The organism is Streptomyces lusitanus (assembly GCF_042647945.1).
Classification (GTDB): domain Bacteria; phylum Actinomycetota; class Actinomycetes; order Streptomycetales; family Streptomycetaceae; genus Streptomyces; species Streptomyces pseudogriseolus.
On record NZ_JBHRWL010000002.1, the window covers coordinates 642,827 to 668,799 of the forward strand.

General features: G+C 71.1%; 27 protein-coding genes. 18 read left to right on the plus strand and 9 right to left on the minus strand.

Translation table 11 applies throughout. The features are described 5' to 3' along the window. Positions 1 to 23: 23 nt before the first annotated feature. From ACFOSY_RS04405 to ACFOSY_RS04455, 11 genes are all read left to right on the plus strand, one after another. Positions 24 to 1,370 carry an MraY family glycosyltransferase gene (locus tag ACFOSY_RS04405; RefSeq protein WP_394305358.1) on the plus strand — a complete coding sequence of 449 codons (1,347 nt, stop codon included), beginning with the start codon at positions 24 to 26 and terminating at the stop codon, positions 1,368 to 1,370. Between the two features lie 311 nt (positions 1,371 to 1,681). Then, positions 1,682 to 2,119 (plus strand): hypothetical protein, encoded by a 438-nt coding sequence (locus ACFOSY_RS04410; RefSeq protein ID WP_006130153.1) that lies wholly within the window; start codon positions 1,682 to 1,684, stop codon positions 2,117 to 2,119. Positions 2,120 to 2,344: 225 nt separating this feature from the next. Further along, positions 2,345 to 3,172: a F0F1 ATP synthase subunit A gene (gene atpB, locus ACFOSY_RS04415; RefSeq protein WP_006130154.1), complete on the plus strand. Its 828-nt coding sequence runs from the start codon at positions 2,345 to 2,347 to the stop codon at positions 3,170 to 3,172. 77 nt (positions 3,173 to 3,249) lie between these two features. Then, positions 3,250 to 3,480: an ATP synthase F0 subunit C gene (atpE, locus tag ACFOSY_RS04420; RefSeq protein ID WP_009321656.1), complete on the plus strand. Its 231-nt coding sequence runs from the start codon at positions 3,250 to 3,252 to the stop codon at positions 3,478 to 3,480. Between the two features lie 41 nt (positions 3,481 to 3,521). Further along, complete coding sequence (locus ACFOSY_RS04425) at positions 3,522 to 4,067, plus strand: F0F1 ATP synthase subunit B (RefSeq protein ID WP_394305359.1); 546 nt, start codon at positions 3,522 to 3,524, stop codon at positions 4,065 to 4,067. Then, a complete protein-coding gene (locus ACFOSY_RS04430) occupies positions 4,064 to 4,879 on the plus strand; it encodes a F0F1 ATP synthase subunit delta (RefSeq protein WP_394305360.1) in 816 nt (271 codons plus the stop codon). The genes ACFOSY_RS04425 and ACFOSY_RS04430 overlap by 4 nt, the downstream gene beginning before the upstream one ends. Positions 4,880 to 5,012: 133 nt before the next feature. Further along, complete coding sequence (atpA, locus tag ACFOSY_RS04435; RefSeq protein WP_190002623.1) at positions 5,013 to 6,602, plus strand: F0F1 ATP synthase subunit alpha; 1,590 nt, start codon at positions 5,013 to 5,015, stop codon at positions 6,600 to 6,602. A gap of 21 nt (positions 6,603 to 6,623) precedes the next feature. Then, positions 6,624 to 7,541, plus strand: coding sequence for a F0F1 ATP synthase subunit gamma (locus ACFOSY_RS04440; protein ID WP_394305361.1), 918 nt, complete (start codon positions 6,624 to 6,626; stop codon positions 7,539 to 7,541). After that, the gene (gene atpD, locus ACFOSY_RS04445; RefSeq protein WP_225654364.1) at positions 7,541 to 8,977 is read left to right on the plus strand and encodes a F0F1 ATP synthase subunit beta; all 1,437 of its coding nucleotides are present in this window, start codon (positions 7,541 to 7,543) and stop codon (positions 8,975 to 8,977) included. Before ACFOSY_RS04440 ends, atpD begins: the two co-directional genes overlap by 1 nt. 131 nt (positions 8,978 to 9,108) lie before the next feature. After that, the gene (locus ACFOSY_RS04450; RefSeq protein ID WP_093768144.1) at positions 9,109 to 9,486 is read left to right on the plus strand and encodes a F0F1 ATP synthase subunit epsilon; all 378 of its coding nucleotides are present in this window, start codon (positions 9,109 to 9,111) and stop codon (positions 9,484 to 9,486) included. Between the two features lie 128 nt (positions 9,487 to 9,614). Next, positions 9,615 to 10,061 (plus strand): DUF2550 domain-containing protein, encoded by a 447-nt coding sequence (locus ACFOSY_RS04455; RefSeq protein ID WP_031020613.1) that lies wholly within the window; start codon positions 9,615 to 9,617, stop codon positions 10,059 to 10,061. An 83-nt stretch (positions 10,062 to 10,144) separates the two neighbouring features. On the opposite strand, the gene ACFOSY_RS04460 is transcribed toward ACFOSY_RS04455, so the two are convergent. The 3 genes from ACFOSY_RS04460 to ACFOSY_RS04470 all read right to left on the minus strand — a co-directional run bounded on the left by ACFOSY_RS04460 (position 10,145) and on the right by ACFOSY_RS04470 (position 13,944). Continuing rightward, positions 10,145 to 11,971: a glycosyl hydrolase family 18 protein gene (locus tag ACFOSY_RS04460; protein WP_394305362.1), complete on the minus strand. Its 1,827-nt coding sequence runs from the start codon at positions 11,969 to 11,971 to the stop codon at positions 10,145 to 10,147. Between the two features lie 141 nt (positions 11,972 to 12,112). Beyond that, complete coding sequence (locus ACFOSY_RS04465; protein ID WP_225654362.1) at positions 12,113 to 12,754, minus strand: response regulator; 642 nt, start codon at positions 12,752 to 12,754, stop codon at positions 12,113 to 12,115. Beyond that, the gene (locus ACFOSY_RS04470; protein WP_394305363.1) at positions 12,754 to 13,944 is read right to left on the minus strand and encodes a sensor histidine kinase; all 1,191 of its coding nucleotides are present in this window, start codon (positions 13,942 to 13,944) and stop codon (positions 12,754 to 12,756) included. Before ACFOSY_RS04470 ends, ACFOSY_RS04465 begins: the two co-directional genes overlap by 1 nt. A gap of 153 nt (positions 13,945 to 14,097) precedes the next feature. On the opposite strand from ACFOSY_RS04470, the gene ACFOSY_RS04475 reads away from it, so the two are divergent. Continuing rightward, positions 14,098 to 14,691, plus strand: coding sequence for a hypothetical protein (locus ACFOSY_RS04475; RefSeq protein WP_394305364.1), 594 nt, complete (start codon positions 14,098 to 14,100; stop codon positions 14,689 to 14,691). Beyond that, positions 14,688 to 14,891, plus strand: coding sequence for a DUF5708 family protein (locus ACFOSY_RS04480; RefSeq protein ID WP_394305365.1), 204 nt, complete (start codon positions 14,688 to 14,690; stop codon positions 14,889 to 14,891). The genes ACFOSY_RS04475 and ACFOSY_RS04480 overlap by 4 nt, the downstream gene beginning before the upstream one ends. A gap of 17 nt (positions 14,892 to 14,908) precedes the next feature. On the opposite strand, the gene ACFOSY_RS04485 is transcribed toward ACFOSY_RS04480, so the two are convergent. Together ACFOSY_RS04485 and ACFOSY_RS04490 are read right to left on the minus strand one after the other, a co-directional pair. Continuing rightward, positions 14,909 to 15,481, minus strand: a complete 573-nt coding sequence (locus ACFOSY_RS04485) for a cob(I)yrinic acid a,c-diamide adenosyltransferase (protein WP_394305366.1) — start codon at positions 15,479 to 15,481, stop codon at positions 14,909 to 14,911. Positions 15,482 to 15,533: 52 nt separating this feature from the next. Next, on the minus strand, positions 15,534 to 16,199 hold the full coding sequence (locus ACFOSY_RS04490; RefSeq protein WP_394305367.1) for a maltokinase N-terminal cap-like domain-containing protein: 666 nt from the start codon (positions 16,197 to 16,199) through the stop codon (positions 15,534 to 15,536). Positions 16,200 to 16,499: 300 nt separating this feature from the next. On the opposite strand from ACFOSY_RS04490, the gene ACFOSY_RS04495 reads away from it, so the two are divergent. The 3 genes from ACFOSY_RS04495 to ACFOSY_RS04505 all read left to right on the plus strand — a co-directional run bounded on the left by ACFOSY_RS04495 (position 16,500) and on the right by ACFOSY_RS04505 (position 20,623). Continuing rightward, positions 16,500 to 17,348 (plus strand): 3-hydroxyacyl-CoA dehydrogenase family protein, encoded by an 849-nt coding sequence (locus ACFOSY_RS04495; protein ID WP_394305368.1) that lies wholly within the window; start codon positions 16,500 to 16,502, stop codon positions 17,346 to 17,348. A 153-nt stretch (positions 17,349 to 17,501) separates the two neighbouring features. Next, positions 17,502 to 17,825 (plus strand): STAS domain-containing protein, encoded by a 324-nt coding sequence (locus tag ACFOSY_RS04500; RefSeq protein WP_006130171.1) that lies wholly within the window; start codon positions 17,502 to 17,504, stop codon positions 17,823 to 17,825. Positions 17,826 to 18,088: 263 nt separating this feature from the next. Continuing rightward, positions 18,089 to 20,623, plus strand: a complete 2,535-nt coding sequence (locus ACFOSY_RS04505; RefSeq protein ID WP_394305369.1) for an ATP-binding protein — start codon at positions 18,089 to 18,091, stop codon at positions 20,621 to 20,623. A 91-nt stretch (positions 20,624 to 20,714) separates the two neighbouring features. On the opposite strand, the gene nucS is transcribed toward ACFOSY_RS04505, so the two are convergent. Further along, the gene (nucS, locus tag ACFOSY_RS04510; protein WP_394305370.1) at positions 20,715 to 21,386 is read right to left on the minus strand and encodes an endonuclease NucS; all 672 of its coding nucleotides are present in this window, start codon (positions 21,384 to 21,386) and stop codon (positions 20,715 to 20,717) included. A 288-nt stretch (positions 21,387 to 21,674) separates the two neighbouring features. Between nucS and ACFOSY_RS04515 the strand changes: the two genes are divergently transcribed. After that, positions 21,675 to 22,067 carry an SCO5389 family protein gene (locus ACFOSY_RS04515; protein ID WP_006130174.1) on the plus strand — a complete coding sequence of 131 codons (393 nt, stop codon included), beginning with the start codon at positions 21,675 to 21,677 and terminating at the stop codon, positions 22,065 to 22,067. Between the two features lie 84 nt (positions 22,068 to 22,151). Here ACFOSY_RS04515 and ACFOSY_RS04520 read toward each other — a convergent pair whose 3' ends face one another. Further along, positions 22,152 to 23,180 carry an LLM class flavin-dependent oxidoreductase gene (locus ACFOSY_RS04520; RefSeq protein WP_394305371.1) on the minus strand — a complete coding sequence of 343 codons (1,029 nt, stop codon included), beginning with the start codon at positions 23,178 to 23,180 and terminating at the stop codon, positions 22,152 to 22,154. A 241-nt stretch (positions 23,181 to 23,421) separates the two neighbouring features. On the opposite strand from ACFOSY_RS04520, the gene ACFOSY_RS04525 reads away from it, so the two are divergent. After that, the gene (locus tag ACFOSY_RS04525; protein WP_394305372.1) at positions 23,422 to 23,754 is read left to right on the plus strand and encodes an ATP/GTP-binding protein; all 333 of its coding nucleotides are present in this window, start codon (positions 23,422 to 23,424) and stop codon (positions 23,752 to 23,754) included. 18 nt (positions 23,755 to 23,772) lie between these two features. Here ACFOSY_RS04525 and ACFOSY_RS04530 read toward each other — a convergent pair whose 3' ends face one another. Both ACFOSY_RS04530 and ACFOSY_RS04535 read right to left on the minus strand, forming a co-directional pair. Next, entirely contained in the window at positions 23,773 to 24,666 is an 894-nt protein-coding gene (locus tag ACFOSY_RS04530) for an ABC transporter permease (RefSeq protein ID WP_394305373.1), read from the minus strand. After that, positions 24,663 to 25,877 (minus strand): ABC transporter ATP-binding protein, encoded by a 1,215-nt coding sequence (locus ACFOSY_RS04535; RefSeq protein WP_394305374.1) that lies wholly within the window; start codon positions 25,875 to 25,877, stop codon positions 24,663 to 24,665. The genes ACFOSY_RS04530 and ACFOSY_RS04535 overlap by 4 nt, the downstream gene beginning before the upstream one ends. Positions 25,878 to 25,973: the final 96 nt, after the last annotated feature.

Genomic DNA, 25,973 nt, shown 5'->3' on the forward strand with positions numbered 1-25,973 from the left:
CAGCGAGATCTGTGGGGAAGCCCGTGCGTGAATACCTGCTGACGCTCTGCATCACGGCCGCGGTGACGTACCTCCTGACAGGACCGGTGCGGAAGTTCGCGATCGTGGCGGGGGCGATGCCGGAGATCCGGGCACGTGACGTGCACCGGGAGCCCACTCCGCGGCTCGGCGGGATCGCGATGTTCTTCGGCCTGTGCGCGGGCCTGCTGGTCGCCGACCACCTGACGAACCTCAGCACGCTCTTCGAGAACTCCAACGAGCCCCGGGCGCTGCTCTCCGGGGCCGCGCTGATCTGGCTGATCGGCGTGCTGGACGACAAGTTCGAGATCGACGCGCTGATCAAGCTGGGCGGGCAGATGATCGCCGCCGGTGTGATGGTCATGCAGGGTCTGACGATCCTGTGGCTGCCGATCCCCGGCGTCGGCTCGGTCGCGCTCACCCAGTGGCAGGGCACGCTGCTGACCGTCGCCCTGGTGGTCATCACCATCAACGCGGTCAACTTCGTCGACGGCCTGGACGGTCTCGCGGCCGGCATGGTGTGCATCGCGGCGGCCGCGTTCTTCCTGTACGCCTACCGCATCTGGTACTCGTACGGCATCGAGGCGGCAGCCCCGGCGACGCTGTTCGCGGCGATCCTGATGGGCATGTGCCTGGGCTTCCTGCCGCACAACATGCATCCGGCGCGGATCTTCATGGGCGACTCCGGCTCGATGCTCATCGGGCTGGTGCTGGCGGCCGGCGCGATCTCCGTGACGGGCCAGGTGGACCCGGACGCGCTGAAGCTGTTCGCCGGTTCGGAGAAGGAGGCCGTGCACCAGACAGTGCCGGTGTACATCCCGCTGCTGCTGCCGCTGACCATCATCGCGGTGCCGGCCGCCGACCTGATCCTGGCGATCGTGCGGCGCACCTGGCGCGGCCAGTCGCCGTTCGCGGCGGACCGGGGGCATCTGCACCACCGGCTGCTGGAGATCGGCCACTCGCACAGCAGGGCGGTGCTGATCATGTACTTCTGGTCGGCGCTGATCGCGTTCGGCGCGCTGACGTACTCCGTCAACTCGGCGTCGATGTGGATCGTGTTGAGCGTCGTGATCCTCTCCACCCTGGGCCTGGTGCTGCTTCTGCTGCCGCGCTTCACCCCGCGCGCCCCGCGCTGGGCGGAGGCCTTCGTGCCGCCGCGCTACCGGCGCGGCAGGGCGTCGGCGAGCGAAGCCCCTAAGACCGGCGCCAAGCCGGGCGCTGAGGCCGCCGAGGGGCCGCTGGAGGACGCCTCGGGGGAGCGCACGCCGGTGGCCGCCGGTGTCTCCGGCGTCAACGGCGCGAGCGCCGTGGGACCCCGCGCACGCCTGGCCGACCGGTCACGGTCAAGGTAAGAATTCGCCTAGAGCATTGCCAACTCGTGGGGGATCGATGGGGCGGAGTTGGGGGCACCAACCCGCCCAATACCAGACATACGGTCGCTGTGCGCGCTCAGACGCGCAAGTTCGCCCTCATGTGTGACACCGCGCACACTTCCCAGGTAAAGACTGCATCAAATAGTTTGTGATACCGTTCACGAGTCCCCGGAAAGAGCCGACGAGCCGCCCTCTGACGGCTCACCGGTGCGGTGATTTCGCACCCGGCCCGGGGGTTTACGCTCGTCCATGACGACACCCTGCCCCCTGTGAATTGCGGAGTTGCCGCCATGCCGTCCAATGACGTCCGGATCCTGGCCCAGGCCGCCGTGCCCACGGCTGCCGTCGGTGCCGTCGCCGCGCTCGTCAGTGGCCTGACGGTGGGCGGCAAGGGAGCGGTCGGCGCGATCGTCGCCACCGTCGTCGTCGTCCTCTTCATGGGCATCGGCCTCTACGTCCTGCAGCGCACCGCCAAATCGCTTCCTCACCTGTTCCAGGCGATGGGGCTGCTGCTCTACGCGACGCAGATCCTCCTGCTGTTCGTCTTCCTGGCCGTGTTCAAGAACACCACGCTGTTCCACCCCAAGGCCTTCGCGATCACGCTCGTCGCCGGCACCCTCGCCTGGATCGCGGCGCAGACGCGGGCGCACATGAAGTCCAAGATTCTCTACGTCGAACCCGAGTCGACGAAGGACACGAAGTCCGAGAAATCGGGGCACTCGTCGTGACGGGTAGGGGCGGGATAAAGAGGCATGCACAACCCTGCTATCGTCCGGTGCCAACTGCGGCATCGCGGGCGCGGGCATCCCAGCTGACGCCTGCTCAATCGCGAGGCGAGATGCCCCCCAGCCGCCCCCACATCCGTAACACCAGTCCCGTGCCGAACCGCGGCTCAGCGCCGCGCCGACACAACGAGGTTGCCGTACCTATGCGCCACGCTGAAGGAGCCCGCGGTGAGTGCTGACCCGACGCAGGTGCTCGCCTTCGACACCAACTGCCACCTCTTCGACGGGTGTGGCTTCGCGGAAGTGTCTCCGGGCCTGCACTCGTTCCTGTTCCAGCCCCTGTGGGGCGACGGAGACAGCAACCTGTACTTCAACAAGACGATGCTGCTGGCGCTGCTCGGCTCGCTGATCATCATCGGCTTCTTCTGGGCCGCCTTCCGCCGTCCGCAGGTCGTCCCCGGCAAGCTCCAGATGGTCGCGGAGGCGGGTTACGACTTCATCCGCCGCGGCGTCGTCTACGAGACGATCGGCAAGAAGGAGGGCGAGAAGTACGTTCCCTTCGTCGTCTCCCTCTTCTTCTTCGTCTGGATGATGAACCTCTGGTCGATCATCCCGGTCGCCCAGTTCCCGGTGACGTCGATCATCTCGTACCCGCTGGTCCTCGCCCTGGTCGTGTACATCACCTGGGTCGTGCTGACCTTCAAGCGGCAGGGCTTCGTCGGCTTCTGGAAGAACGTCACCGGCTACGACAAGTCGCTCGGCCCGGTGCTGCCGCTGGCCATGCTGATCGAGCTCTTCTCGAACCTGCTGATCCGCCCGTTCACCCACGCCGTGCGACTGTTCGCGAACATGTTCGCCGGCCACACCCTGCTGCTGCTCTTCACGATCGCCAGCTGGTACATGCTGAACGGCATCGGCATCGCCTACGCGGGCGTCTCGTTCGTGATGGTCATCGTGATGACCGCCTTCGAGCTGTTCATCCAGGCGCTTCAGGCGTACGTGTTCGTGCTGCTGACCTGCACGTACATTCAGGGCGCCATGGCCGAGCACCACTGAGCCCACCCGCCCTGTCACCTCCACAGATCGTCCGGTGGCCAACCCCCATCGGTCCGTAAAGAAAAGGAAGAACTGGCATGTCCCAGACCCTTGCTGCTGTCGAAGGCTCCCTCGGCTCCATCGGTTACGGCCTCGCCGCGATCGGCCCGGGCGTCGGCGTCGGCATCATCTTCGGTAACGGCACCCAGGCCCTGGCCCGTCAGCCCGAGGCCGCCGGCCTGATCCGTGCCAACCAGATCCTCGGCTTCGCCTTCTGTGAGGCGCTCGCCCTCATCGGTCTGGTCATGCCGTTCGTCTACGGCTACTGAGCCACCAGACCAGTCCAGCCGACTAGACGAAAGGCACTCACATGAGCCAGCTGCTCATCGCGGCGAGCGAGGGTGGGGAGAACCCCCTCGTTCCGCCGATCCCTGAGCTTGTCATCGGCCTGCTCGCCTTCGTCATCGTCTTCGGCTTCCTCGCCAAGAAGCTCCTCCCGAACATCAACAAGGTTCTGGAAGAGCGCCGCGAGGCCATCGAGGGCGGTATCGAGAAGGCCGAGGCCGCCCAGACCGAGGCCCAGAGCGTCCTGGAGCAGTACAAGGCCCAGCTCGCCGAAGCCCGGCACGAGGCCGCGCGTCTGCGTCAGGAGGCGCAGGAGCAGGGCGCCGCGCTCATCGCCGAGATGCGTGCGGAAGGCCAGCGGCAGCGCGAGGAGATCGTCGCCGCCGGCCACGCCCAGATCGAGGCCGACCGCAAGGCCGCCGCGTCCGCGCTGCGCCAGGACGTCGGCAAGCTCGCCACCGACCTGGCCGGCAAGCTGGTCGGCGAGTCCCTCGAGGACCACGCCCGCCAGAGCCGCGTGATCGACCGCTTCCTCGACGAGCTCGACGAGAAGGCCGAGGCCGCACGATGAACGGAGCGAGCCGCGAGGCCCTGGCAGCCGCACGTGAGCGTCTCGACGCGCTGACGGACTCCACGTCCGTGGACGCGGCCGCGCTCGCCGACGAGCTGGCCGCCGTCACCGCGCTGCTCGACCGCGAGGTGTCGCTGCGTCGGGTCCTCACCGACCCGGCGCAGGCCGGTGAGGCCAAGGCCGACCTGGCCCGGCGCCTGCTCGGCTCGCAGGTCAGCGGCACCGCCGCCGACCTGGTGTCCGGCATGGTGCGCTCCCGCTGGTCGCAGTCCCGCGACCTGGTGGACGCGCTGGAGGAACTGGCGAACGTCGGCGACCTCACCGCCGCCCAGAAGTCGGGCGGGCTCGACAGCGTCGAGGACGAGCTGTTCCGGTTCGGCCGGATCGTCGCCTCCGACACCCAGCTGCGGGCGGCCCTCACCAACCGGTCCGCCACCGCCGCCGCCAAGGGCGAGCTGCTCCGCAGCCTGCTCGGCGGGCGGGCGCACGAGGCCACGGTGCGTCTGGTGACGCGCCTCGTGACCGCGCCGCGTGGACGTAGCCTGGAGTCGGGACTCGAGTCCCTGTCCAAGCTCGCCGCCGAGCGCCGGGACCGCACGGTGGCCGTCGTCACCTCCGCGGTGCCGCTCAGCGACCGGCAGAAGCAGCGCCTCGGCGACGCCCTGGCGAAGCTCTACGGCCGCCGGATGCACCTCAACCTCGACGTCGACCCCCAGGTCGTCGGCGGGCTGCGGGTGCAGGTCGGTGACGAGGTCATCAACGGCTCGCTGGCGGACCGGCTCGAGGACGCGGGCCGCCGCCTGGCGGGCTGAGCACCACATTCTTAATAGGCAGTAGCAATTACGGCCCTGGTTGGGCCGTGCAGAGGATTCACCTCCTGTAGGGGGGAGTCCCCATCCCCCCCAAGTGAAACTTCGGGCCCAACAAGGAGAGCAGGGAACTCAGATGGCGGAGCTCACGATCCGGCCGGAGGAGATCCGGGACGCGCTGGAGAACTTCGTCCAGTCGTACAAGCCGGACGCGGCCTCGCGCGAGGAGGTCGGTACGGTCACCCTGGCCGGCGACGGCATCGCGAAGGTCGAGGGCCTGCCCTCGGCCATGGCCAACGAGCTGCTGAAGTTCGAGGACGGCACCCTCGGCCTCGCCCTCAACCTCGAGGAGCGCGAGATCGGTGCCATCGTCCTCGGTGAGTTCAGCGGCATCGAGGAGGGCCAGCCGGTCACCCGTACCGGCGAGGTGCTGTCCGTCGCCGTCGGCGAGGGCTACCTCGGCCGTGTGGTCGACCCGCTCGGCAACCCGATCGACGGCCTCGGCGAGATCGAGACCGAGGGCCGCCGCGCCCTCGAACTGCAGGCCCCCACGGTCATGCAGCGCAAGTCGGTGCACGAGCCGATGGAGACGGGCTACAAGGCCGTCGACGCCATGACCCCGATCGGCCGTGGTCAGCGTCAGCTGATCATCGGCGACCGCCAGACCGGCAAGACCGCGCTGGCCGTCGACACGATCATCAACCAGCGTGACAACTGGCGCTCCGGCGACCCGAAGAAGCAGGTCCGCTGCATCTACGTCGCCATCGGCCAGAAGGGCTCCACCATCGCGTCGGTCCGCCGCGCGCTGGAGGAGAACGGCGCGCTGGAGTACACGACCATCGTCGCCGCCCCGGCGTCCGACCCGGCCGGCTTCAAGTACCTGGCGCCGTACACCGGCTCGGCCATCGGCCAGCACTGGATGTACCAGGGCAAGCACGTCCTGATCATCTTCGACGACCTGTCGAAGCAGGCCGACGCCTACCGCGCCGTGTCGCTGCTGCTGCGCCGCCCGCCGGGCCGCGAGGCCTACCCGGGTGACGTCTTCTACCTGCACTCCCGTCTGCTGGAGCGCTGCGCGAAGCTCTCCGACGAGATGGGCGCCGGCTCGATGACCGGTCTGCCGATCGTCGAGACGAAGGCCAACGACGTCTCGGCGTTCATCCCGACCAACGTCATCTCCATCACCGACGGCCAGTGCTTCCTGGAGTCGGACCTGTTCAACGCCGGTCAGCGTCCCGCGCTGAACGTCGGTATCTCCGTCTCCCGGGTCGGCGGTTCCGCGCAGCACAAGGCGATGAAGCAGGTCTCCGGCCGTCTGCGCGTGGACCTCGCCCAGTTCCGTGAGCTGGAGGCGTTCGCCGCCTTCGGTTCCGACCTGGACGCGGCCTCCAAGGCGCAGCTGGAGCGCGGTCAGCGCATGGTCGAGCTGCTGAAGCAGGACCAGTACCAGCCGATGTCGACCGAGGACCAGGTCGTCTCCGTCTGGGCCGGCACCACCGGCAAGATGGACGACGTGCCGGTCGCGGACATCCGCCGCTTCGAGAAGGAGCTCCTGGAGTACCTGCACCGCAAGGAGCAGGGCCTCATGACCTCCATCCGCGAGGGCGGCAAGATGTCGGACGACACCCTGCAGGCCGTGGCCGACGCGATCGCCGAGTTCAAGAAGCAGTTCGAGACGAGCGACGGCAAGCTGCTCGGCGAGGACGCCCCGTCCGCCGCCAAGTGACGTAAGGAAGGGACCTGACTCATGGGAGCTCAGCTCCGGGTCTACAAGCGTCGCATCCGATCCGTCACCGCGACCAAGAAGATCACCAAGGCGATGGAGATGATCGCCGCCTCGCGCGTCGTCAAGGCGCAGCGCAAGGTGGCGGCCTCCACGCCGTACGCGCAGGAACTCACCCGCGCGGTCACGGCGGTCGGAACCGGGTCGAACACCAAGCACCCGCTCACCACGGAGGCGGACAACCCGACCCGTGCCGCGGTCCTGCTCCTCACGAGCGACCGCGGCCTGGCCGGCGCCTTCAACGCCAACGCCATCAAGGCGGCGGAGCAGCTGACCGAGCGCCTCGAGCGCGAGGGCAAGCAGGTCGACACGTACATCGTCGGCCGGCGCGGTGTGGCCCACTACAACTTCCGTGAGCGCACGATCGCGGAGACGTTCACCGGCTTCACCGACGAGCCCTCGTACGCGGACGCCAAGAAGGTCGCGGCGCCGCTGATCGAGGCCATCCAGGCGGAGACGGCGGACGGCGGCGTGGACGAACTCCACATCGTCTACACCGAGTTCGTCTCGATGATGACGCAGACGGCGGTCGACTCCCGGCTGCTCCCGCTGCGTCTCGAAGAGGCCGCGGAAGAGAGCGCCGCCAAGGGCGAGATCCTGCCGCTGTACGACTTCGAGCCCTCGGCGGAGGACGTCCTCGACGCGCTGCTGCCGCGGTACGTGGAGAGCCGGATCTACAACGCGCTGCTCCAGTCGGCCGCTTCGAAGCACGCCGCCACGCGGCGCGCGATGAAGTCGGCCACCGACAACGCGGGCGAGCTGATCAACACGCTCTCCCGTCTTGCCAACGCGGCCCGCCAGGCCGAAATCACCCAGGAAATCAGCGAGATCGTCGGTGGCGCCAGTGCCCTGGCCGACGCGACCGCGGGGAGTGACAACTAATGACCACCACTGTTGAGACCGCGACGGCTACGGGCCGCGTCGCCCGGGTCATCGGCCCGGTCGTCGACGTGGAGTTCCCCGTCGACGCCATGCCGGAGATCTACAACGCGCTGCACGTCGAGGTCGCCGACCCGGCCAAGGAGGGCGAGCTCAAGACGCTGACCCTCGAGGTCGCGCAGCACCTCGGTGACGGCCTGGTCCGCACCATCTCCATGCAGCCCACCGACGGTCTGGTCCGCCAGGCCCCGGTGACCGACACGGGCGCCTCCATCTCCGTGCCGGTCGGCGACTTCACCACCGGCAAGGTGTTCAACACCCTCGGTGAGGTGCTGAACGTCGACGAGGAGTACACGGGCGAGCGCTGGCCGATCCACCGCAAGGCGCCGAACTTCGACGAGCTCGAGTCGAAGACCGAGATGTTCGAGACCGGCGTCAAGGTCATCGACCTGCTGACCCCGTACGTCAAGGGCGGCAAGATCGGTCTGTTCGGCGGCGCCGGCGTCGGCAAGACGGTGCTCATCCAGGAGATGATCTACCGCGTCGCCAACAACCACGACGGTGTGTCGGTGTTCGCCGGTGTCGGTGAGCGCACCCGTGAGGGCAACGACCTCATCGACGAGATGAGCGAGTCGGGCGTCATCGACAAGACCGCGCTCGTCTTCGGCCAGATGGACGAGCCCCCGGGCACCCGTCTGCGCGTGGCCCTGGCCGGCCTGACCATGGCGGAGTACTTCCGCGATGTGCAGAAGCAGGACGTGCTGTTCTTCATCGACAACATCTTCCGCTTCACCCAGGCCGGTTCCGAGGTGTCGACCCTGCTCGGCCGTATGCCCTCCGCGGTGGGCTACCAGCCGAACCTGGCCGACGAGATGGGTCTCCTCCAGGAGCGCATCACCTCGACCCGTGGTCACTCGATCACCTCGATGCAGGCGATCTACGTCCCCGCGGACGACCTGACCGACCCGGCCCCGGCCACCACCTTCGCCCACCTCGACGCGACGACGGTGCTCTCCCGTCCGATCTCGGAGAAGGGCATCTACCCGGCCGTGGACCCGCTGGACTCGACGTCCCGGATCCTGGACCCGCGCTACATCGCGCAGGACCACTACAACGCGGCCATGCGCGTGAAGAACATCCTGCAGAAGTACAAGGACCTGCAGGACATCATCGCGATCCTCGGTATCGACGAGCTCGGCGAGGAGGACAAGCTCGTCGTCCACCGTGCCCGTCGCGTGGAGCGCTTCCTGTCCCAGAACACCCACGTCGCCAAGCAGTTCACCGGCGTCGACGGGTCGGACGTCCCGCTGGACGAGTCGATCGCGGCCTTCAACGCGATCTGCGACGGCGAGTACGACCACTTCCCGGAGCAGGCGTTCTTCATGTGCGGTGGCATCGAGGACCTGAAGAAGAACGCGAAGGAGCTGGGCGTCTCCTGACCCCCGCGCTCTGACGTGAGCCGAACGGCTCACCCTTGAGGGGGCGGGCACGTCCCGCCCCCTCTGCCACGCCCACTAGACTTGTAACCAACACCCGGCACTACCGCCGGGTGGTGACCCGAGGAGCCACCTTGGCTGCTGAGCTGCACGTCGCGCTGGTCGCGGCCGACCGAGAGGTCTGGTCCGGCGAGGCCACCCTGGTCGTCGCGCGCACCACGTCCGGCGACATCGGCGTCATGCCCGGTCACCAGCCGCTGCTCGGTGTGCTGGAGTCGGGCCCGGTGACCATCCGTACGCCCGAGGGCGGGACGGTCGTCGCCGCGGTGCACGGCGGATTCATCTCGTTCGCGGACAACAAGCTGTCCCTGCTGGCCGAGGTCGCCGAGCTGTCGGACGAGATCGACGTCCAGCGCGTGGAGCAGGAGCTCGCCCGCGCGAAGGCGGAGGACGACGCCGAGGCACAGCGTGCCGCGGACGTCCGTCTGCGGGCGGCGACGGCGGGGCGCTGATCCCGGCACGGTGAGATGACGTCACTCAGCCGCGGCCGGCACCGGAGCGATCCGGAGCCGGTCGCGGCTGAGGCAGATCTGGATGATTTTTCCGTTCCGTTACCTAGGAGACGAGGAGGTCGGTGCCGATGGTCCTCGCTCTGACTGTGGGCGGAATCGTGGTGGCCCTGCTGGTGGTGGGGCTCTTCGTCTTCGGGCTGCGCCGCCGCCTCATCCAGCGGTCGGGCGGCACGTTCGACTGCAGCCTGCGCTGGGACGCGCCCGAGAAGGGCGACGCCGGCGGCAAGGGCTGGGCGTACGGGGTGGCACGTTACAACGGCGACCGGGTCGAGTGGTTCCGGGTCTTCTCCTACGCCCCGCGCCCGCGCCGTGTGCTGGAGCGCTCCGCGATCGAGGTGGCCGGCCGCCGCGTCCCGGAGGGCGAGGAGGAGCTGGCGCTGCTGTCCGACGCGGTGATCCTCGCCTGTCTGCACCGGGGCACGCGTCTGGAGCTGGCGATGAGCGAGGACGCGCTGACCGGTTTCCTCGCCTGGCTGGAGGCGGCGCCTCCGGGCCAGAGGGTGAACGTGGCCTGATCCGCCGGCGTTCGTGAAGCACGTCGCCCCTCCTCCCGGCCGGGAGGAGGGGCGACGTGCTTTTCGCGGGGACGGGGAGGGTGCTACTTCAGTCCGCCGTCGATGGCGGTGACCAGCTCACCGTTGCTCGTGTCGCCGCTGAACTCCCAGAAGAAGGCGCCGCCCAGGCCCTGGGACTTGGCCCACGCCATCTTGGAGTTGATGGTGGCGGGGGTGTCGTAGGACCACCAGTTGGTGCCGCAGTACGCGTACGCGGTGCCGCCGACGGTGCCGGTGGCCGGGCAGCTGTTCTTGAGGACCTTGTAGTCCTCGATGCCCGCCTCGTACGTGCCCGGCGCGGCGCCGGTCGCGGTGCCGCCGGGGGCGGACTGGGTGACGCCGGTCCAGCCGCGGCCGTAGAAGCCGATGCCGAGCAGCAGCTTCTTGGACGGGACGCCCTTCGACTTCAGCTTGGCGATGGCGTCGGCGGAGTTGAAGCCGGCCTGCGGGATGCCCGGGTACGACGTCAGCGGCGAGTGCGGGGCCGTGGGGCCCTGCGCGTTGAAGGCGCCGAAGTAGTCGTAGGTCATCACGTTGTACCAGTCGAGGTACTGGGAGGCGCCGCCGTAGTCGGCCGCGTCGATCTTGCCGCCGTTGGAGCCGTCGGCGGTGATGGCCGCGGTCACCAGGTAGTTCGGGCCGAACTCGGTGCGCAGCGCCGACATCAGGTTCTTGAACGCCGCCGGGCCGGAGGAGTCACAGGTCAGGCCGCAGGCGTTGGGGTACTCCCAGTCGATGTCGATGCCGTCGAAGACGTCGGCCCAGCGCGGGTCCTCCACGACCTGCTTGCAGGACCGGGCGAACGCGGCCGGGTTCTGCGCGGCCTGGCCGAAGCCGCCGGAGTAGGTCCAGCCGCCGAAGGAGTACAGCACCTTGATGTGCGGGTACTTGGCCTTCAGCTGGCGCAGCTGGTTGAAGTTGCCGCGCAGCGGCTGGTCCCAGGTGTCGGCCTGGCCGCTGACCGACTGGTCGGCGGTGTAGGCCTTGTCGTAGGCGGCGAACGTGTCGTCGACGGTGCACTGACCGTTCTTCACGTTGCCGAAGGCGTAGTTGATGTGGGTGATCTTCGCGGCGGTGCCCGAGGTCACCAGGTTCTTGACGTGGTAGTTGCGGCCGTAGACGCCCCACTCGGTGAAGTAGCCGAGCTTGACCTTGTCGCCGGTGGGCGGCGGCTCCTCGGTGTCGCCGGTGGTGCGGACCCGCACCGCCCCGCTGACCGGGCCGGTCTGGTCGGCGGTGTCCCGGGCCTGCACGGTGTACGAGTAGTCGGTGCCCTTGGTCAGGCCGCTGTCCGTGTAGGAGGTGCCGGTCACGGTGGCGACGCGGGAGCCGTCGCGCAGCACGTCGTAGTTCTTGACGCCCTTGTCGTCGGTGGCCGCGGACCAGGACAGGCGCACCGAGGTGTCGGTGACGTTCGAGGCGGTGGGGGTGCCGGGGGCGCTCGGCGGGTTGTCACCGGGGACGGTGGGGCCGCCGTCGCAGCTGCCGCCGTTCAGCTTGCAGTTGGACGGCGAGCCGGAGCCGCTGCCGTTGAAGCCGAAGCTGATGGAGGCGCCGGGGGCGAGGGTGCCGTTCCAGGACTTGTTCTTGGCCGTCCAGTGGGTGCCGGAGGAGGTGACGTCGGCGTCCCAGGCGGAGGTGACCGAGGTGCCGGCGGGGAAGTCCCACTCGACGGTCCAGGAGCTGAGGCTGGTGGTGCCGGTGTTCTTCACCGTCCACTTGCCCTCGAAGCCGGAGCCCCAGTCCTGGGTCTTGACGTAGGTCGCGGTCGCCGACGTCGCCGCCTCGGCGTTGCTCGCGAGGCCGACGAGGCCGGCGAAGGGGAGCACGAGGGTCGCGATTCCTGCCGCGACTCTGTGTCTGAAGCGCATGCCGCGCCTCCTTCTGGGGGATGGGGGCACGACTGAGCCTTCGTGCCCACGGTGCGGCGAGAATAGAAAGGTCTGGACCACGGGTCAATAGGTCTGGACCACTGTGTGCGACTCTTTCGGTTCCAAACCTTCACGAAGCCTTTAAATGCCCAACTCCTGCGCCAGCACCGCCGCTTGCACCCGGCTGCGCAGCTCCAGCTTCCCCAGCAGCCGGCTGACGTGCGTCTTCACCGTGGCCTCGGCCATGTCCAGGCGCTCCGCGATGGCCGCGTTCGACAACCCCTCCCCGAGGCAGGACAGCACCTCCCGCTCCCGCCGGGTGAGCGCGTCCAGCACCGACGGGTCCGCCGTCGCCGGCCGGGCGGGCCTCGCGGCGAACTCGGAGATCAGCCGCCGGGTCACGGCCGGGGCGACGATGCCCTCGCCGCGCGCCACCGTGCGCACCGCCTCGATCAGGTCCTTCGCCTCCGTGTTCTTCAGCAGGAACCCGGCCGCGCCGGCCCGCAGCGCCCCGAACACGTACTCGTCGAGGTCGAACGTGGTCAGCACCAGCACGTCCGCGAGGTTCTCCCCGGCCACCGTCCGGGTCGCCGACACCCCGTCCAGACGCGGCATCTGCACGTCCATCAGCACCAGGTCCGGCCGCAGCTCACGGGCGAGCTCGACCGCACGCTCGCCGTCCTCCGCCTCGCCCACCACCTCGATGTCCGGCGCGCTGCGTAGGATCAGCACCAGTCCCGCACGGACGGCGGACTGGTCCTCGGCCACCAGGACGCGGATCATCAGGCTTCTCCTTGTTCGACGTCGGTGACGGGGAGGGTGGCACGCACCACCCACCGCTTGCCCTCGGGTGCGCTCGCCAGGCCGGCCTCGAAGGACCCCTCCAGCAGGGCGGCCCGCTCCCGCATCCCGACCAGACCGGCGCCCGATCCCGGCGCGCGCGGGCCGTCACGGTCGCCGTAGGGGCTGGTCACCCGGATCTCCAGGGCCTCGGGCGAGCGGCGCAGACACACGGTCACCCGTCCCGGCGAGGCGTGCTTCAGCGCGTTGGTCAGCGACTCCTGCACGATCCTGTACGCGGCCAGGTCGACCGGCGCGGGCACCGCGCCGTGCTCGGCGTCCAGGGTGACGTCCAGACCGTTGGCGCGGGCGCCCTCCACCAGCGCGCCCAGACCGTCGAGCGTGGGGGTCGCGGACGGCTCCCGGTCGTCGGCGCCGTCGCGCAGGATCCCGATGAGCCGCCGCATCTCGGCCAGTCCCTGCACGCTGTTCTCCCGGATCACCGTCAGCGCCTCGCGGGAGGTGCCGGGATCGTCCAGGGAGAGGGCGGCGGTGGAGTGGATGGCGATCGCGGACAGGTGGTTGGCGACCATGTCGTGCAACTCCCGCGCCATACGCGAGCGTTCCGCGGTGACCGCCTGCACCCGGTCCATCTCCGCCAGCAGCGCGGTCTGTTCGGCCTGGAGACGGGCGGCGTCGGCGGCGTCCCGGTGGTTGCGCACGATCAGACCGGTCGACGCGGGCGCGAAGGTCACCGCGCCGACCACCAGACCGATCAGCAGCGCCTCGGGCACCCGCCACACGGCGTACGGCACCAGCATCCCGGCCAGCGTGAGCACCCCGGTGATCCACGGCAGCCGGCGGGCGGTCGCGGGGGAGCCGTAGACCACGGCGGCGTACATCAGGTCGGTGTACATCACGATCGTCGCGATGCTGCCCTGGGTCATGAGGTCCGCGGCCAGCGCCAGCGTGCCCGTGGCCAGCGCCGTGCGCGGGGCGGTGCGGCGCAGCAGCTCGCAGCCGGCCGTCACGGCCAGCGGCACCAGCAGCGCCCAGCGGCCGTCGAACAGCACGACCGGGTCGTCGGCCGGCCGCACGCCCAGCCCGAACGCCCACAGCAGCAGCCCGCCCAGCAGTCCGGCGAGCGCGACGGCGACGTCGAAGCGGGGCGGGCTCACGGGTCGTACGGCCATGGATCCCATCCAACACGGTGCGCGCGGCGTCCGCCTGATCCCTCGGGGCGGTCTGGGACTGCATCTTTCGATGTACCGCGGATTCGTCGGGCGCGACGACGCGCGGGGCGGGCGCCCCCGGGAGCCTGGAAGGGTGACCGAGAGGAGTGAACCGTGATCGTCGCTTTGATCATCGCCTGCGAGGTCGGGTTCTGGGTGCTGCTGGCGGCCGGGCTGGCCTTCCGCTACCTGCTGCGGATGCCGCGCACCGGCCTGGCGCTGCTGCTGTGCGAGCCGGTGCTGGAGGTCGTGCTGCTCGTCGTCACCGCGTGGGACCTGAAGAACGGCGCGGAGCCCGACTGGACCCACGGGCTCGCCGCGCTCTACATCGGCTACACCGTGGGCCACGGCCACCGCACCGTGAAGTGGCTCGACGGGCACGCGGCGCACCGCCTCGACGGCCGCCCGCTGGTGCGGGCGCCCCGCTACGGCCTGGCCCGGGCCCGGCACGAGACCAAGGTGTGGCTGGGCACGCTGACCGCCGCCGCGGTGGCGACCGCGCTGCTCCAGGCCGCCATCTGGTACGTCGACGACCCGAGCCGCGTCACGTCCCTGGAGTCCTGGCAGTACACCGCCTGGCGAGTGGCCGGCATCCACGGCCTGATCGCCCTCACCTACTGGCTGTGGCCCAAGAAGGCGCCCAAGGACGGCGGGGGGAGCACGAAGGACGCCGGCAGCGGCGCGGAGCGGGAGCGGGTGGGCCGGTGAACACGCGGTACGGAACCGTCCTCACGGGCGCCTTCACGGCGCTGGCCGGCCTGCTGCTGTGGCGGTTCGCCGGGGGAGTGGACCTGCCGGTGATCACGCCCTCGAAGGCGGGCGTGGTGCTGATGGTCCTCGGGGCCGCCGAGGCGCTGTTCGGTGCCGTCCGCGCGGTGGGCGGCCCGGAGCGGCGGCGGCCCCGCTGACGCCCCGGGCGGCGCGCTCAGCGCTCGCCGCCCGGGACCCACAGCACGTCGCCCGTCTCCTTGTTGGCGATGCGGGCCAGGATGAACAGCAGGTCCGACAGGCGGTTCAGGTAGGTCGCGGTGAGCGGGTTCATCGTCTCGCCGTGCGCCTCCAGGGCCGCCCACGTGGAGCGTTCGGCGCGGCGCACCACCGTGCACGCCTGGTGCAGCAGGGCCGCGCCCGGCGTGCCGCCCGGCAGGATGAACGAGCGGAGCTTCTCCAGCTGCTCGTTGAAGCGGTCGCAGTCCTCCTCCAGCCGGTCGACGTAGAACTGCTCCACCCGCAGCGGCGGGTGCGCCGGGTTCTCCACCACCGGTGTCGACAGGTCGGCGCCCACGTCGAACAGGTCGTTCTGCACGCGGGTGAGGACCGCGGCCACCTCGTCCGGGAGGCCGCCCAGGGCGAGCGCCGTGCCGATCACCGCGTTCGCCTCGTTGGCGTCGGCGTAGGCGGAGATCCGCAGATCGGTCTTGGCGACCCGGCTCATGTCCCCGAGATGGGTGGTGCCCTTGTCGCCGGTCCGCGTGTAGATGCGTGTCAGGTTGACCATGAGGTCAGCCTAGTGAGGCGCCGGCGACTTCAGGACGCCCGTGTGCGCGGTGTCACGGCGTCGGCGGCGGGGTGAGCAGCAGCACCATCAGGCCCTGGGCGCGGGCGCCGTCCGGCGCGTCCCACGCGCCCGCGACATGACCCGCGGCGCCCGGCTCGGCCTGCGGGGCGCCGTCCGGGGCGGGGTGCAGGGTGCGCAGCACGCGCAGCACCGTGCCGTCCGGCGCGGTCAGCTCGGTGTGCTCCTCGGCGTCCGCGACCGCTGGGAACTCCGCCGGCACCGGGCCCTCGCCCGCCAGGGCGCGGGTCACCTCACGGTCGGGGGTGTCGCTGACGCTCTGCGCCTGCGGCTCCGCCCGGCCCTCCACCAGCGCCGCCAACTCGGCGACGGCCACCGGGTCGTGGCAGGCGTCGTAGATCCAGCGGTGGCCCAGCACCCCGTGCTCGGAGGTGCCGACGAGGGCCGCGTCCGCCCCGTCGAGCGGTGCGCCGCGGTAGGTGAGCGGCACCAGGTAGAAGACCGGGGCGTCGCCCGGGTCGTCCCGGACCACCATGAACTCGATGCCGACCTCGCCCGTCGGGTCGTCGAGCCGGAAGCCGCCCACCCTGCTCAGCCGCGGTCCCTCCGGGCCGCCGTGGTACCAGGGCCGGGTGGGCAGCCAGCCGGCCAGCAGCTCCAGCTTGGTCGGCTCCAGGGTGGTGCGGTGGATGACGGACATGCCGGGGGCTCTCCTTCGACGGACGGACACCGCCCCCCACCCTGACACCGGCACCGCCCCGGCGCGACGGCTTTCGGCGAGGCGCCGGCCCGGCAGACCGTTCGGTCCCGTCCTGTCCCGTCCCTCGGGACGGCGCCCGCCCGCGACCTGACGCCCCGTCGGCTCCCGCCGCGTCTGCCGCCGGTGTGATGTCCGTCATGTGAGACGTGACGCGCGTTACTTACCGGTCACAGGGCTGCTCACGACCGCTAATGTCCGCTCTCGGAGAACATGGACAGCGCGTATCAGGGGAGTCGCACAGTGGCACGCAAGCTCGCCGTCATCGGGGCCGGACTCATGGGGTCCGGCATCGCCCAGGTCTCCGCTCAGGCGGGCTGGGACGTCGTCCTGCGCGACGTCACCGACGAGGCGCTGACGCGGGGCACGGACGGGATCAAGGCGTCGTACGACAAGTTCGTCGCCAAGGGGAAGCTCGAGGCGAAGGACGCCGAGGCCGCCCTCGGCCGGATCACCACGACCACCGATCTCGACGCCTGCGCGGACGCGGACGTCGTGGTCGAGGCCGTGTTCGAGAAGCTCGAGGTCAAGCACGAGATCTTCCGTACGCTCGACAAGCTGGTACGCGAGGACACCGTCCTCGCCTCCAACACCTCCGCCATCCCGATCACCAAGATCGCGGCCGTGACGGAGCGCCCGGAGCGGGTCGTCGGCACGCACTTCTTCTCGCCGGTGCCGATGATGCGGCTGTGCGAGCTGGTCCGCGGCTACAAGACCAGCGACGAAACCCTTGCCAGGGCGCGGGAGTTCGCCGAGTCGGTCGGCAAGACCTGCATCGTCGTCAACCGCGACGTCGCCGGCTTCGTCACCACCCGCCTCATCAGCGCCCTCGTCGTCGAGGCCGCCAAGCTGTACGAGTCGGGCGTCGCCAGCGCCGAGGACATCGACCTCGCCTGCAAGCTGGGCTTCGGCCACGCGATGGGGCCGCTCGCCACCGCCGACCTCACGGGCGTGGACATCCTGCTGCACGCCACCGACAACATCTACACCGAGTCCCAGGACGAGAAGTTCGCGGCTCCCGAGCTGATGCGCCGGATGGTTGACGCCGGTGACATCGGGCGCAAGAGCGGGCAGGGCTTCTACGAGCACTGAGACCGCGCACACCCCGGCGTGCATCACACGCCGGGGTGAATTCGGTATCGGTTCGCTCACAGCCAGCAACCTCCGCGGCCGTCACGCAGTCAGAGGTTGCAACACCGGCCGTCAGGACACCGCGGAGCACACCACGCATCACGGGGAGCGCATATGCACATCAGGGGCGACCACGCCGAGCTGGTCGTCGGGGGCCGCCTCGACGTCCGCAGCGCGGCGGACGCCCGTACGGTCCTGCACTCGGCGGTCGACGACGGAGTCGGCGACCTGGTGCTGAACCTGTCCGAACTGGACTCCTGGGACGCCACCGGACTCGGGGTGATCATGGGGGCCCACCGACGGGCCGGCCGCTGCGGCCGGCGCCTGGTGCTGCGCGACGTGCCGCCCCAGATGCAGCGCCTGTTGGTGGCCACCCGGCTGCACCGCATCCTGGCGATCGAGGGGGGCATCGGGGTGGACACACTGCCCCGCGTGTAAGGGCGTACGGGTGCACGACGGACGAGCGGGAGAAGCCGGGCCCACGCCCGCGAACCCCGCGCCGCGCGCACAATCCTCACGAGACCGTGACCAGCCGGACGCCCTGGCACCCCGGACTGTCGTGGATACTGACCGAAGGTTTAGGGTTCGGCTGCCCGCTGCCTTGCAACCCTCGAGCGGGCCCGGACCAGAAGCGACAGCGCGGTGTGCAGCGAGGCCGGGGAGGGCTTCAGCCACACGACGCTTTTGGGGGGCTAGGACCTATGGACCCGAACCGCACGGGACCCGAGGAGTACGGCCACGGCGGCGACGCGCCGCGCCAGCGCCCTCCCAGGGAATCCCTCACCTCCGACTTCGGACAGCACGCGCCCGTGCCCGTCCGTACGACGCAGCTCGTCTCCGGCGACTTCCTGCTGACCGTCAACCCCGTCGACGGCAGCGAGATCGAGCCCTGCCCGCCCGCCGAGCGGCCGGGCCGCCCCGAGAAGCGCACCGAGGCCGAGCGCGCCGAGGTGGAGCGCGCCGCCGCCCCGCCCGTCCCCCCGGGCCCCGCGCAGCCCGCGCTGCCCCTGCTGGCCCGTCAGGACGAGCGGGAGACCCTGGTACGGCTGCTCGCCCGCGGCCGCTCCGTGCGTCTCGTCGGCCCCGGCGGCTCCGGCCGCACCCGGCTGCTCGACATCGTCGCCGAGGACTGCGCCGACCTCGCGCCCGACGGCGTGGTGCGCCTGAACGGTCACCGCCGCACCGTCGACGACCTCCTGCACGACCTCTTCCACGCGGCGTTCGACGCGCCCCTGCACCGCCCCGGCCGGGACGAACTGCTCGACAGCATCCGCGAGATCGGCGCCGTCGTCGTCCTGGACGACCTGGAGTTCGGCGGGGCCGCCCTCGACGAGCTGCTGGACGCCACCCCCGAGTGCGCCTTCCTGTTCGCCGCCACCCCGGACGTGGCCGCCCCCTCCGCAGACGCCGGCGTCGAGGACGTCGAGCTGGCCGGCCTCGACCGCGCGGCCGGCCTCGACCTGCTCGGCCACGCCGTCGGCCGGAGCCTCACCGACGAGGAGGCCACCTGGGCGGGCGACCTGTGGTTCGAGTCCGAGGGTCTGCCGCTGCGCTTCGTCCAGGCGGGCGCCCTGCTGCGGCAGCGCGACCGGCTGCGGGCCGGCACCAGCGCCGTCGACGAGTTCGGCGTCTTCGAGGACGTACGGCCCGACGAGGCGCCCTTCGACCCCGCCGACGGCGACGAGGTCCCGCTGCCCTCCCTCGGCGAGGCCGCCGCGCCCGCCCCGCTGCTCGCCTCCCGGCTCAGCGCCTCCGCCCGCGCCACCCTGCGGTTCGCCGTCGCGCTCGGCGGCGAGGTGCCGCACCAGGCGCACCTGCCCGCCCTGGTCGGCGACACCCACGCCGACGCCGCCCTCGGCGAACTCGTCTCCTGCGGGCTCGTCTCCCCGGTCGGCGCCCGCCACCGGCTCGCCGCGGGCGTGCCCGCCCAGCTGGAGGCCGCCGGGTACGCCGACGACGCCGACGTCCGCGTCCGCGAGGCCGCGCAGCACTACGCCTGGTGGACCGGACACCCCTCGGTGACCCCGGAACGCGTCTGCGCCGAGTCCGACGCGATCCTCGCCGCGCTCACCGCCCTGTCGCCGCTCGCCCCGGACACCGCCGACGAGCCCAGCACCGCCGTGCAGCTCGCCCGCACCGCCGCCCCCGCCTTCGCCTCCGGGCTCCACTGGAGCGCCTGGGAGCGGGCGCTGCGGGCCGGCGCGGAGGCCGCCCGTATCGCCGGCGACGTCGGCGAACAGGCCTACTTCCACCACGAGCTGGGCATCCACGCGCTGTGCGCCGGACAGCTCGACCGGGCGCGCGCCGAGCTGGAGGCGTCCATCGGCCTGCGCGGGGCGCTCGCCGACAAGCGCGGCACGGTCGCGGGCCGCAGGGCGCTGGCCCTCGTCGCCGACCGCTCCGGCGTCCCGCTCACGCTCGCGCCGACCGCGGCGGAGGAGGTGCCCGAGGCGCACGTGGAGGAGTCGGCGTCGCCGCCCCGCGGGGTGCCGATGGCCTTCCCCGACCTCCAGCCCCCCGCCGACACCGGTCTGGTCGTCTCCCGCGCCGTGCCGGCCGCGACGGTCCCGCAGCAGACGAAGGAAGGGGTCGTCGGCGGTCTGAAGGGCCTGGCCCGGCGGAACCTGGTCGCGGCGGGCGCGGGCGCGCTGCTCGTCGCCGTCCTCGGCACCGTCGTCACCCTCGGCGCCACGTCCGGCAACGACCCCGCGTCGCCCTCGGGGGACGTCGGCGTCAACCCGTCCGCCAGCCAGGGCCTGGGCGACGGCGAGCTCGACGCGGACCCGGCGGCCGGCAACAAGGGCGACACGGGGAAGGCCACCAGCCGCCCCTCCGACCCGGGCCCGGACGGCACGCCCGGCACCGCGGACGACCCGACGCCGACGGCCACCGACTCCGACGAGCCGTCGGAGGAGGAGACGTCGACGAAGACGCCGGACAAGCCGACGAAGTCGCCGTCCAAGTCGCCTTCGCAGCCGTCCACCGGCCCGAAGCCGCCCTCGAGTTCGCCGCCGCCCACCGACTCCCAGCCGCCGACCGATCCTGAGACGTCGGAACCCGACCCGGACCCGACGGACACCGAGACCTCGCCCACGGGCGATCCCGAGACGACGGCGAGCGACACCGCCTCCTCCGCCCCCGTGGAGACCACCGCGAGCGCCCCGCAGAGCACAGGCCCGGGCACCGGCACCGGCACGGACCAGGCCTCGCCCGAGAACTCCGAGACGCTGATCTGACGCACCCCGACGGAGGCGTCACACGCACCAGGGGGCCGGGTTCCGCACGGAACCCGGCCCCCCGCTCGTGCCGTCGTGGCGCGCGCGCCGCTCAGAACAGGCGCAGCTTGTCGTCCTCGATGCCGCGCAGGGCGTCGTAGTCGAGGACCTGGCAGCCGATGCCCCGGTCGGTGGCGAGCACCCGGGCCTGCGGCTTGATCTCCTGGGCGGCGAAGATGCCGCGCACCGGCGCGAGGTGCGGGTCGCGGTTGAGCAGCTCCAGATAGCGGGTGAGCTGCTCCACGCCGTCGATCTCGCCGCGCCGCTTGATCTCCACCGCGACGGTCTGCCCCTCGGCGTCCCGGCACAGGATGTCGACCGGCCCGATCGCCGTCATGTACTCACGGCGGATCAGGGTGTAGCCCTCGCCGAGGGTCTCGATGCGGTCGGCGAGCAGCTCCTGAAGGTGTGCTTCCACGCCGTCCTTGATCAGGCCGGGATCGACGCCGAGTTCGTGCGAGGAGTCGTGGAGGATCTCCTCCATCGTGATGATGAGCTTCTCGCCCGCCTTGTTGACGACGGTCCAGACACCCTCCTCCTCGCCCGCGCCCTCCTTGAGGGTGCACGGAGGCGACATCCAGTTGAGGGGCTTGTAGGCCCGGTCGTCGGCATGGATCGAGACGCTGCCGTCCGCCTTGACCAGGATCAGACGAGGTGCGGACGGCAGGTGCGCGGTGAGCCGCCCGGCGTAGTCCACGGAGCAGCGGGCAATGACGAGACGCATGGTCGGCAACGCTACTCGACCGGCCGGGGTGGACGCGATTCGCCCTCACAGGCGCCCCTCGGGGCCCAGGATGCGCGTCCCGTATCTCCTGGAAAACGCGTTTTCCGCGATGGCCGATTACCGGCCCACAGGAAGTTCCGCATCCGCCCGTTCTCCTGGTGCGGTCACCGTCCGTTGCTTACGGTATTGAACGGGAGGTCGCGGACTGTGTACGCAGCGTGCCCGTTTTCGCGCACTCCCGTATCTGTCAGGCAACCCCCGAGTGCTGGGGGTGCGAGAGGAGAACCCATGTCGCTCGACGTCTCACCGGCCCTACTCGAACAGGCCGAGCGAGGCGAGGTCGACGAAGCTGACTTCGTCGACTGCGTCCGGACCTCCCTGCCCTACGCGTGGGAGATGATCAGCTCCCTGGTGGCCCAGCTGAAGGTGGACGGCGGAGCATTCGCCGACAACCAGACGCCCCCGCCGGACGAGCAGGCACGCGGTCAGCTGCTGCGTGCGCTCGCGAGTGACGCGATACGCGGCGCGCTGCAACGGCACTTCGGTGTTCGGCTGGCCTTCCAGAACTGCCACCGGGTGGCCGTGTTCCCGCTTGACTCCTCGGTCGACGAGACGCTGGCCCGCTTCACCTCGGTGCGCAGCCAACTGCTCAACCAGTCGCCGGAACTGCGCGACTGCTGACGCTCCACGAGAAGCTTGCCGCTCCGTACGCGGGAGGTGCAGTCTGTACCGGGGCGGCAAGCATCCCTGGAACGCCCGTATCACTCAGGTGAGTTGGGGGAGCACCTCGGCGCCGAGCCGCCGTACGTTCTCCTCGGTCGCCGCCAGGTCCCCGGAGCCCTCGACGAGCAGCGCGAAGCGGGAGATGCCGGTCCGCTCGCTGGTCGCGGCGAGCCGGTCGGCGCACAGCCGCGGGGTGCCCACCGGGTGCAGCCCGCACAGCAGCTCGGTGTAGGCCAGCGGGTCGCGCATCCGCCGCTCCCGGCCGTCCACCGTCACGTGTGCCTCCAGCCCCTGTTTCAGCCAGCCGGGCATCGCCTTCAGCAGGATCTCGGCCGCGTCCGAGCGCCGGTCCGCGATCTGGCAGACCCCGGCCGAGACATGGGCCGCGCCCTCGATCTCGGCGGACGTCCGCCCGCACGCGCGCGCGTGACGCCGCCACAGGGCGACCATCTCGGCCTTCTCCTCGTCGCCGACGTGCATGCCGAGCAGCATCGGCAGCCCGCGCTCGGCGGCCAGCCGTACGCTCGCGGGGGAGGTGCAGGCGACCACGACCTCCGGGCCCTCGGCCTCGGTGAGCGCCTCCGAGGGGCGGGGCACGACGGGCACCTCGCGGAACCGGTACCGCTCGCCGCCGGCGCCGACGGACGGCTCGCTCAGCCAGCGCAGCAGCAGGTCGAGCGCCTCCGGGAACCCCTTCTCGTACGCCTCCAGGCCGGCCCCGAAGACCTCCAGGTCCACCCACGGGCCGCCGCGGCCGAGGCCCAGCGAGAACCGCCCGCCGCTGGCGACGTGCAGCAGCGCGGCCTGTTCGCCGAGCGCGACCGGGTGAACGGTGGGCAGCACACTGACCGCCGTGCCGACGCGCAGCCGCCGGGTGCGGCCGAGCAGCAGCGCCGCCAGGGTGACGGCGGACGGGCAGGTGCCGTAGGGCACGAAGTGGTGCTCGGCCAGCCAGACCGTGTCGAGCCCCGACTCCTCGGCCACTTCGGCGGAGCGGACCGCGCGGTGCAGCGCCTCCCCCTCGCCCTGCCCGGGGAACCGGGCGGCCAACACGAAACTTCCAACGCGCATTGCTTTTCCTGCTTCCTTGGCTCCGACGCGGAGCTCCCCCGCAGGGCATAACCGCCCGACACGTGCCGAGGACACGGCCGGGTGAGCGATTTTGCGGATTGTCTGCAGAACGGGCCGCTCGCGAGGGGCCGCCACGTGCCACGGAGTGACTTGTGACGATTGGCGGCGTACGCGTACCCCGCCGCGTGACGCGTAGGCTGGACGCGGTCCGTGCATCCTGTATAGCCCCGTGAGGTGTCCTGTGTCCCCGCGTCGCAACCGACCCAAGGGAGCCGGTTCGTCCGGCCGGAGCGCCGAGGACGACCGTTCCGGGCGCTACGGCGGCTGGCAGTCCACGGAGTCCTGGCGGGGCGAGGACTGGAGCGTGCGGCACGTGGCGGGCGCCAGCGCGCACGGCAAGTCCTACCGGTGCCCGGGCTGCGACCAGTTGATCCCGGACGGGGTGCCGCACGTGGTGGCCTGGCCCGAGCACTCCGGCGTCGACGACCGCCGGCACTGGCACAAGGCCTGCTGGAACGCGAAGGACCGCCGCACCACGCGGGTGCAGCGGTCCCGTAACGCGCCGAGGTTCTGAAGCCCCTCCCCGGGGGAGTTACACGTCCCGCTTCCGCAGCAGGGTGAAGGCGCCGGCGAGCGCGGCCGCCGTGAGGGCCAGCATGACCCACAGCGGGTCCCAGCCCGACGGGCCGGACTCCGACAGGGAGTTGGCGTAGAAGATGCTCATCTGGTTCGGGATGGAGTACTCGAACAGCGCTTCCTGCACGTCGGCCAGCGAGGGCGAGAACATGAACAGCGCGATCACCAGCGGGGCGAGCACCGCCGCGATCATGATGGTGATGGCGCCCGCCGAGTGCCGCACCATCGACCCGACCGCCAGCGACAGGGTGCCGAGCAGCGCCAGGTAGAGCGAGACGCCGACCGTGCCCTTCAGCCATTCCCCGCCGGAGGGGTCCTTGGCGTTGTACTCCTCCAGGAGCGACACGTGCAGCAGGCCGACGACGGCGGCGCACACCAGGGTCACCACGAAGGCGAGCAGGAAGAACACCAGGGCCTTCGCCGCGAGCACCCGGCCGCGGGTGGGACAGGCGACCATGGTCGTGCGGATCATGCCCGTGCCGTACTCGGAGGCGGTGGTCAGCACGCCGAGCGTGATGAGGCACATCGAGCCGAGCAGCAGTCCGAAGAAGCCCAGCGACAGCGGGCTCTCGCCGCCCAGGTCGGGGTCGGAGCCGGCGACCACCAGGCCGGTGAGCGCGCCGATGCCGACCACGAGCACGACGAACACGCCCAGCGTCCACAGCGTCGAGCGCACCGACTTGATCTTCGTCCACTCGGAGGCGAGCGCGTGCCCGAGGTGGGTGCGCACCACCGGGATGGGCGAGGTGTAGGTCGGGTAGGCCGGGCCGGGGGCGGAGGGTGCGGCGCCGGGGGCGGCCGGCCACGCGGGTGCGGCGCTGTGCGGCATCGGGGGCTGGGGCGTGCTCATCGGGCGTCCTCGGACTTGGTCGGCTCGGCGGAAGGGGCGGCGGGCTGGGGTGCGCTCGGCGGCGCCTGCGGCGGCTGCGCGTACGGGTTCGCCGCCGGGGCGGCCGGAGCGGCGGCGGGGGCCGGGGGAGCGCCGTAGGGGCCCGCGGGGGCGGCCTGCGGCGGGGCGAAGGGCTGCCCGCCGCCCTGCTGGGGCGGCGGCGGGGCGTACCAGCCGGGCTGGCCCTGGCCCGGCACCGGCACCGGCGGCTGCGCGCCCGGCGGCAGCGGCTGCTGGAGCCCCTCCTTCTGGTCGATGGTCGAGCGGTAGTCGACGGCGCCCTGCGTCAGCCGCATGTACGCCTCCTCCAGGGACGCCTGGTGCGGCGACAGCTCCCACAGCCGTACGTCGTGGTCGTGGGCGATGTCGCTGATCCGGGGCAGCGGCAGTCCCGTCACCCGCAGCGCGCCGTCCTGCTCGGGCAGCACATGGCCGCCGGCCTCGGTGATCGCCGCCGACAGCTTCTCGCGCTGCTGCGGCTCGGTGTCGGGCGTGCGCACCCGGGCGAAGTCGGCGGAGTTCGCGGAGATGAAATCGCGCACGCTCATGTCCGCCATGAGCTGCCCGCGGCCGATCACGATGAGGTGGTCGGCGGTCAGCGCCATCTCGCTCATCAGGTGGGAGGAGACGAACACCGTGCGGCCCTCGGCGGCCAGCGACTTCATCAGGTTGCGCACCCAGAGGATGCCCTCGGGGTCGAGGCCGTTCACCGGCTCGTCGAACAGCAGCACCTGCGGGTCGCCCAGCAGAGCGGCGGCGATGCCCAGACGCTGCCCCATGCCGAGGGAGAAGCCCTTGGACCGCCGGCCCGCCACCTCGTGCAGGCCCACCACGCCCAGCACCTCGTCCACCCGGCGGGCCGGGATGCCCGACAGCTGCGCCAGGCTGAGCAGGTGGTTGCGGGCGGACCGGCCGCCGTGCACCGCCTTGGCGTCCAGCAGCGCGCCGACCTGCCGGGGGGCGTTGGGCAGCTTGTCGTACGGGTGGCCGCAGATCGTGACCCGGCCCGCGGTGGGGTTGTCCAGACCGAGGATCATCCGCATCGTCGTCGACTTGCCCGAGCCGTTGGGACCCAGGAAGCCGGTGACGGTGCCGGGACGCACCTGGAAGGAAAGGTTGTACACAGCGGTCTTGTCGCCGTACCGCTTGGTCAGGCCGCTTGCCTCGATCATGCTCCGCACCCATCGAAAGGTTCAGGACAGCGGGGCACACGCCCCCGTAAGGGTTAGGAGCTTATCGGGGCGCTGACGGTTCCGCTCAAGGGTGCG

Excerpts from the sequence above, each read along its gene's own strand:
- ACFOSY_RS04410 (WP_006130153.1), top strand. The coding sequence starts at position 1,682 with ATGCCGTCCAATGACGTCCGGATCCTGGCCCAGGCCGCCGTGCCCACG.
- atpE (WP_009321656.1), top strand. The coding sequence starts at position 3,250 with ATGTCCCAGACCCTTGCTGCTGTCGAAGGCTCCCTCGGCTCCATCGGT.
- ACFOSY_RS04425 (WP_394305359.1), top strand. The coding sequence starts at position 3,522 with ATGAGCCAGCTGCTCATCGCGGCGAGCGAGGGTGGGGAGAACCCCCTC.
- ACFOSY_RS04430 (WP_394305360.1), top strand. The coding sequence starts at position 4,064 with ATGAACGGAGCGAGCCGCGAGGCCCTGGCAGCCGCACGTGAGCGTCTC.
- atpA (WP_190002623.1), top strand. The coding sequence starts at position 5,013 with ATGGCGGAGCTCACGATCCGGCCGGAGGAGATCCGGGACGCGCTGGAG.
- ACFOSY_RS04440 (WP_394305361.1), top strand. The coding sequence starts at position 6,624 with ATGGGAGCTCAGCTCCGGGTCTACAAGCGTCGCATCCGATCCGTCACC.
- atpD (WP_225654364.1), top strand. The coding sequence starts at position 7,541 with ATGACCACCACTGTTGAGACCGCGACGGCTACGGGCCGCGTCGCCCGG.
- ACFOSY_RS04455 (WP_031020613.1), top strand. The coding sequence starts at position 9,615 with ATGGTCCTCGCTCTGACTGTGGGCGGAATCGTGGTGGCCCTGCTGGTG.
- ACFOSY_RS04460 (WP_394305362.1), bottom strand. The coding sequence starts at position 11,971 with ATGCGCTTCAGACACAGAGTCGCGGCAGGAATCGCGACCCTCGTGCTC.
- ACFOSY_RS04465 (WP_225654362.1), bottom strand. The coding sequence starts at position 12,754 with ATGATCCGCGTCCTGGTGGCCGAGGACCAGTCCGCCGTCCGTGCGGGA.
- ACFOSY_RS04470 (WP_394305363.1), bottom strand. The coding sequence starts at position 13,944 with ATGGCCGTACGACCCGTGAGCCCGCCCCGCTTCGACGTCGCCGTCGCG.
- ACFOSY_RS04485 (WP_394305366.1), bottom strand. The coding sequence starts at position 15,481 with ATGGTCAACCTGACACGCATCTACACGCGGACCGGCGACAAGGGCACC.
- ACFOSY_RS04490 (WP_394305367.1), bottom strand. The coding sequence starts at position 16,199 with ATGTCCGTCATCCACCGCACCACCCTGGAGCCGACCAAGCTGGAGCTG.
- ACFOSY_RS04500 (WP_006130171.1), top strand. The coding sequence starts at position 17,502 with ATGCACATCAGGGGCGACCACGCCGAGCTGGTCGTCGGGGGCCGCCTC.
- ACFOSY_RS04505 (WP_394305369.1), top strand. The coding sequence starts at position 18,089 with ATGGACCCGAACCGCACGGGACCCGAGGAGTACGGCCACGGCGGCGAC.
- nucS (WP_394305370.1), bottom strand. The coding sequence starts at position 21,386 with ATGCGTCTCGTCATTGCCCGCTGCTCCGTGGACTACGCCGGGCGGCTC.
- ACFOSY_RS04515 (WP_006130174.1), top strand. The coding sequence starts at position 21,675 with ATGTCGCTCGACGTCTCACCGGCCCTACTCGAACAGGCCGAGCGAGGC.
- ACFOSY_RS04520 (WP_394305371.1), bottom strand. The coding sequence starts at position 23,180 with ATGCGCGTTGGAAGTTTCGTGTTGGCCGCCCGGTTCCCCGGGCAGGGC.
- ACFOSY_RS04530 (WP_394305373.1), bottom strand. The coding sequence starts at position 24,666 with ATGAGCACGCCCCAGCCCCCGATGCCGCACAGCGCCGCACCCGCGTGG.
- ACFOSY_RS04535 (WP_394305374.1), bottom strand. The coding sequence starts at position 25,877 with ATGATCGAGGCAAGCGGCCTGACCAAGCGGTACGGCGACAAGACCGCT.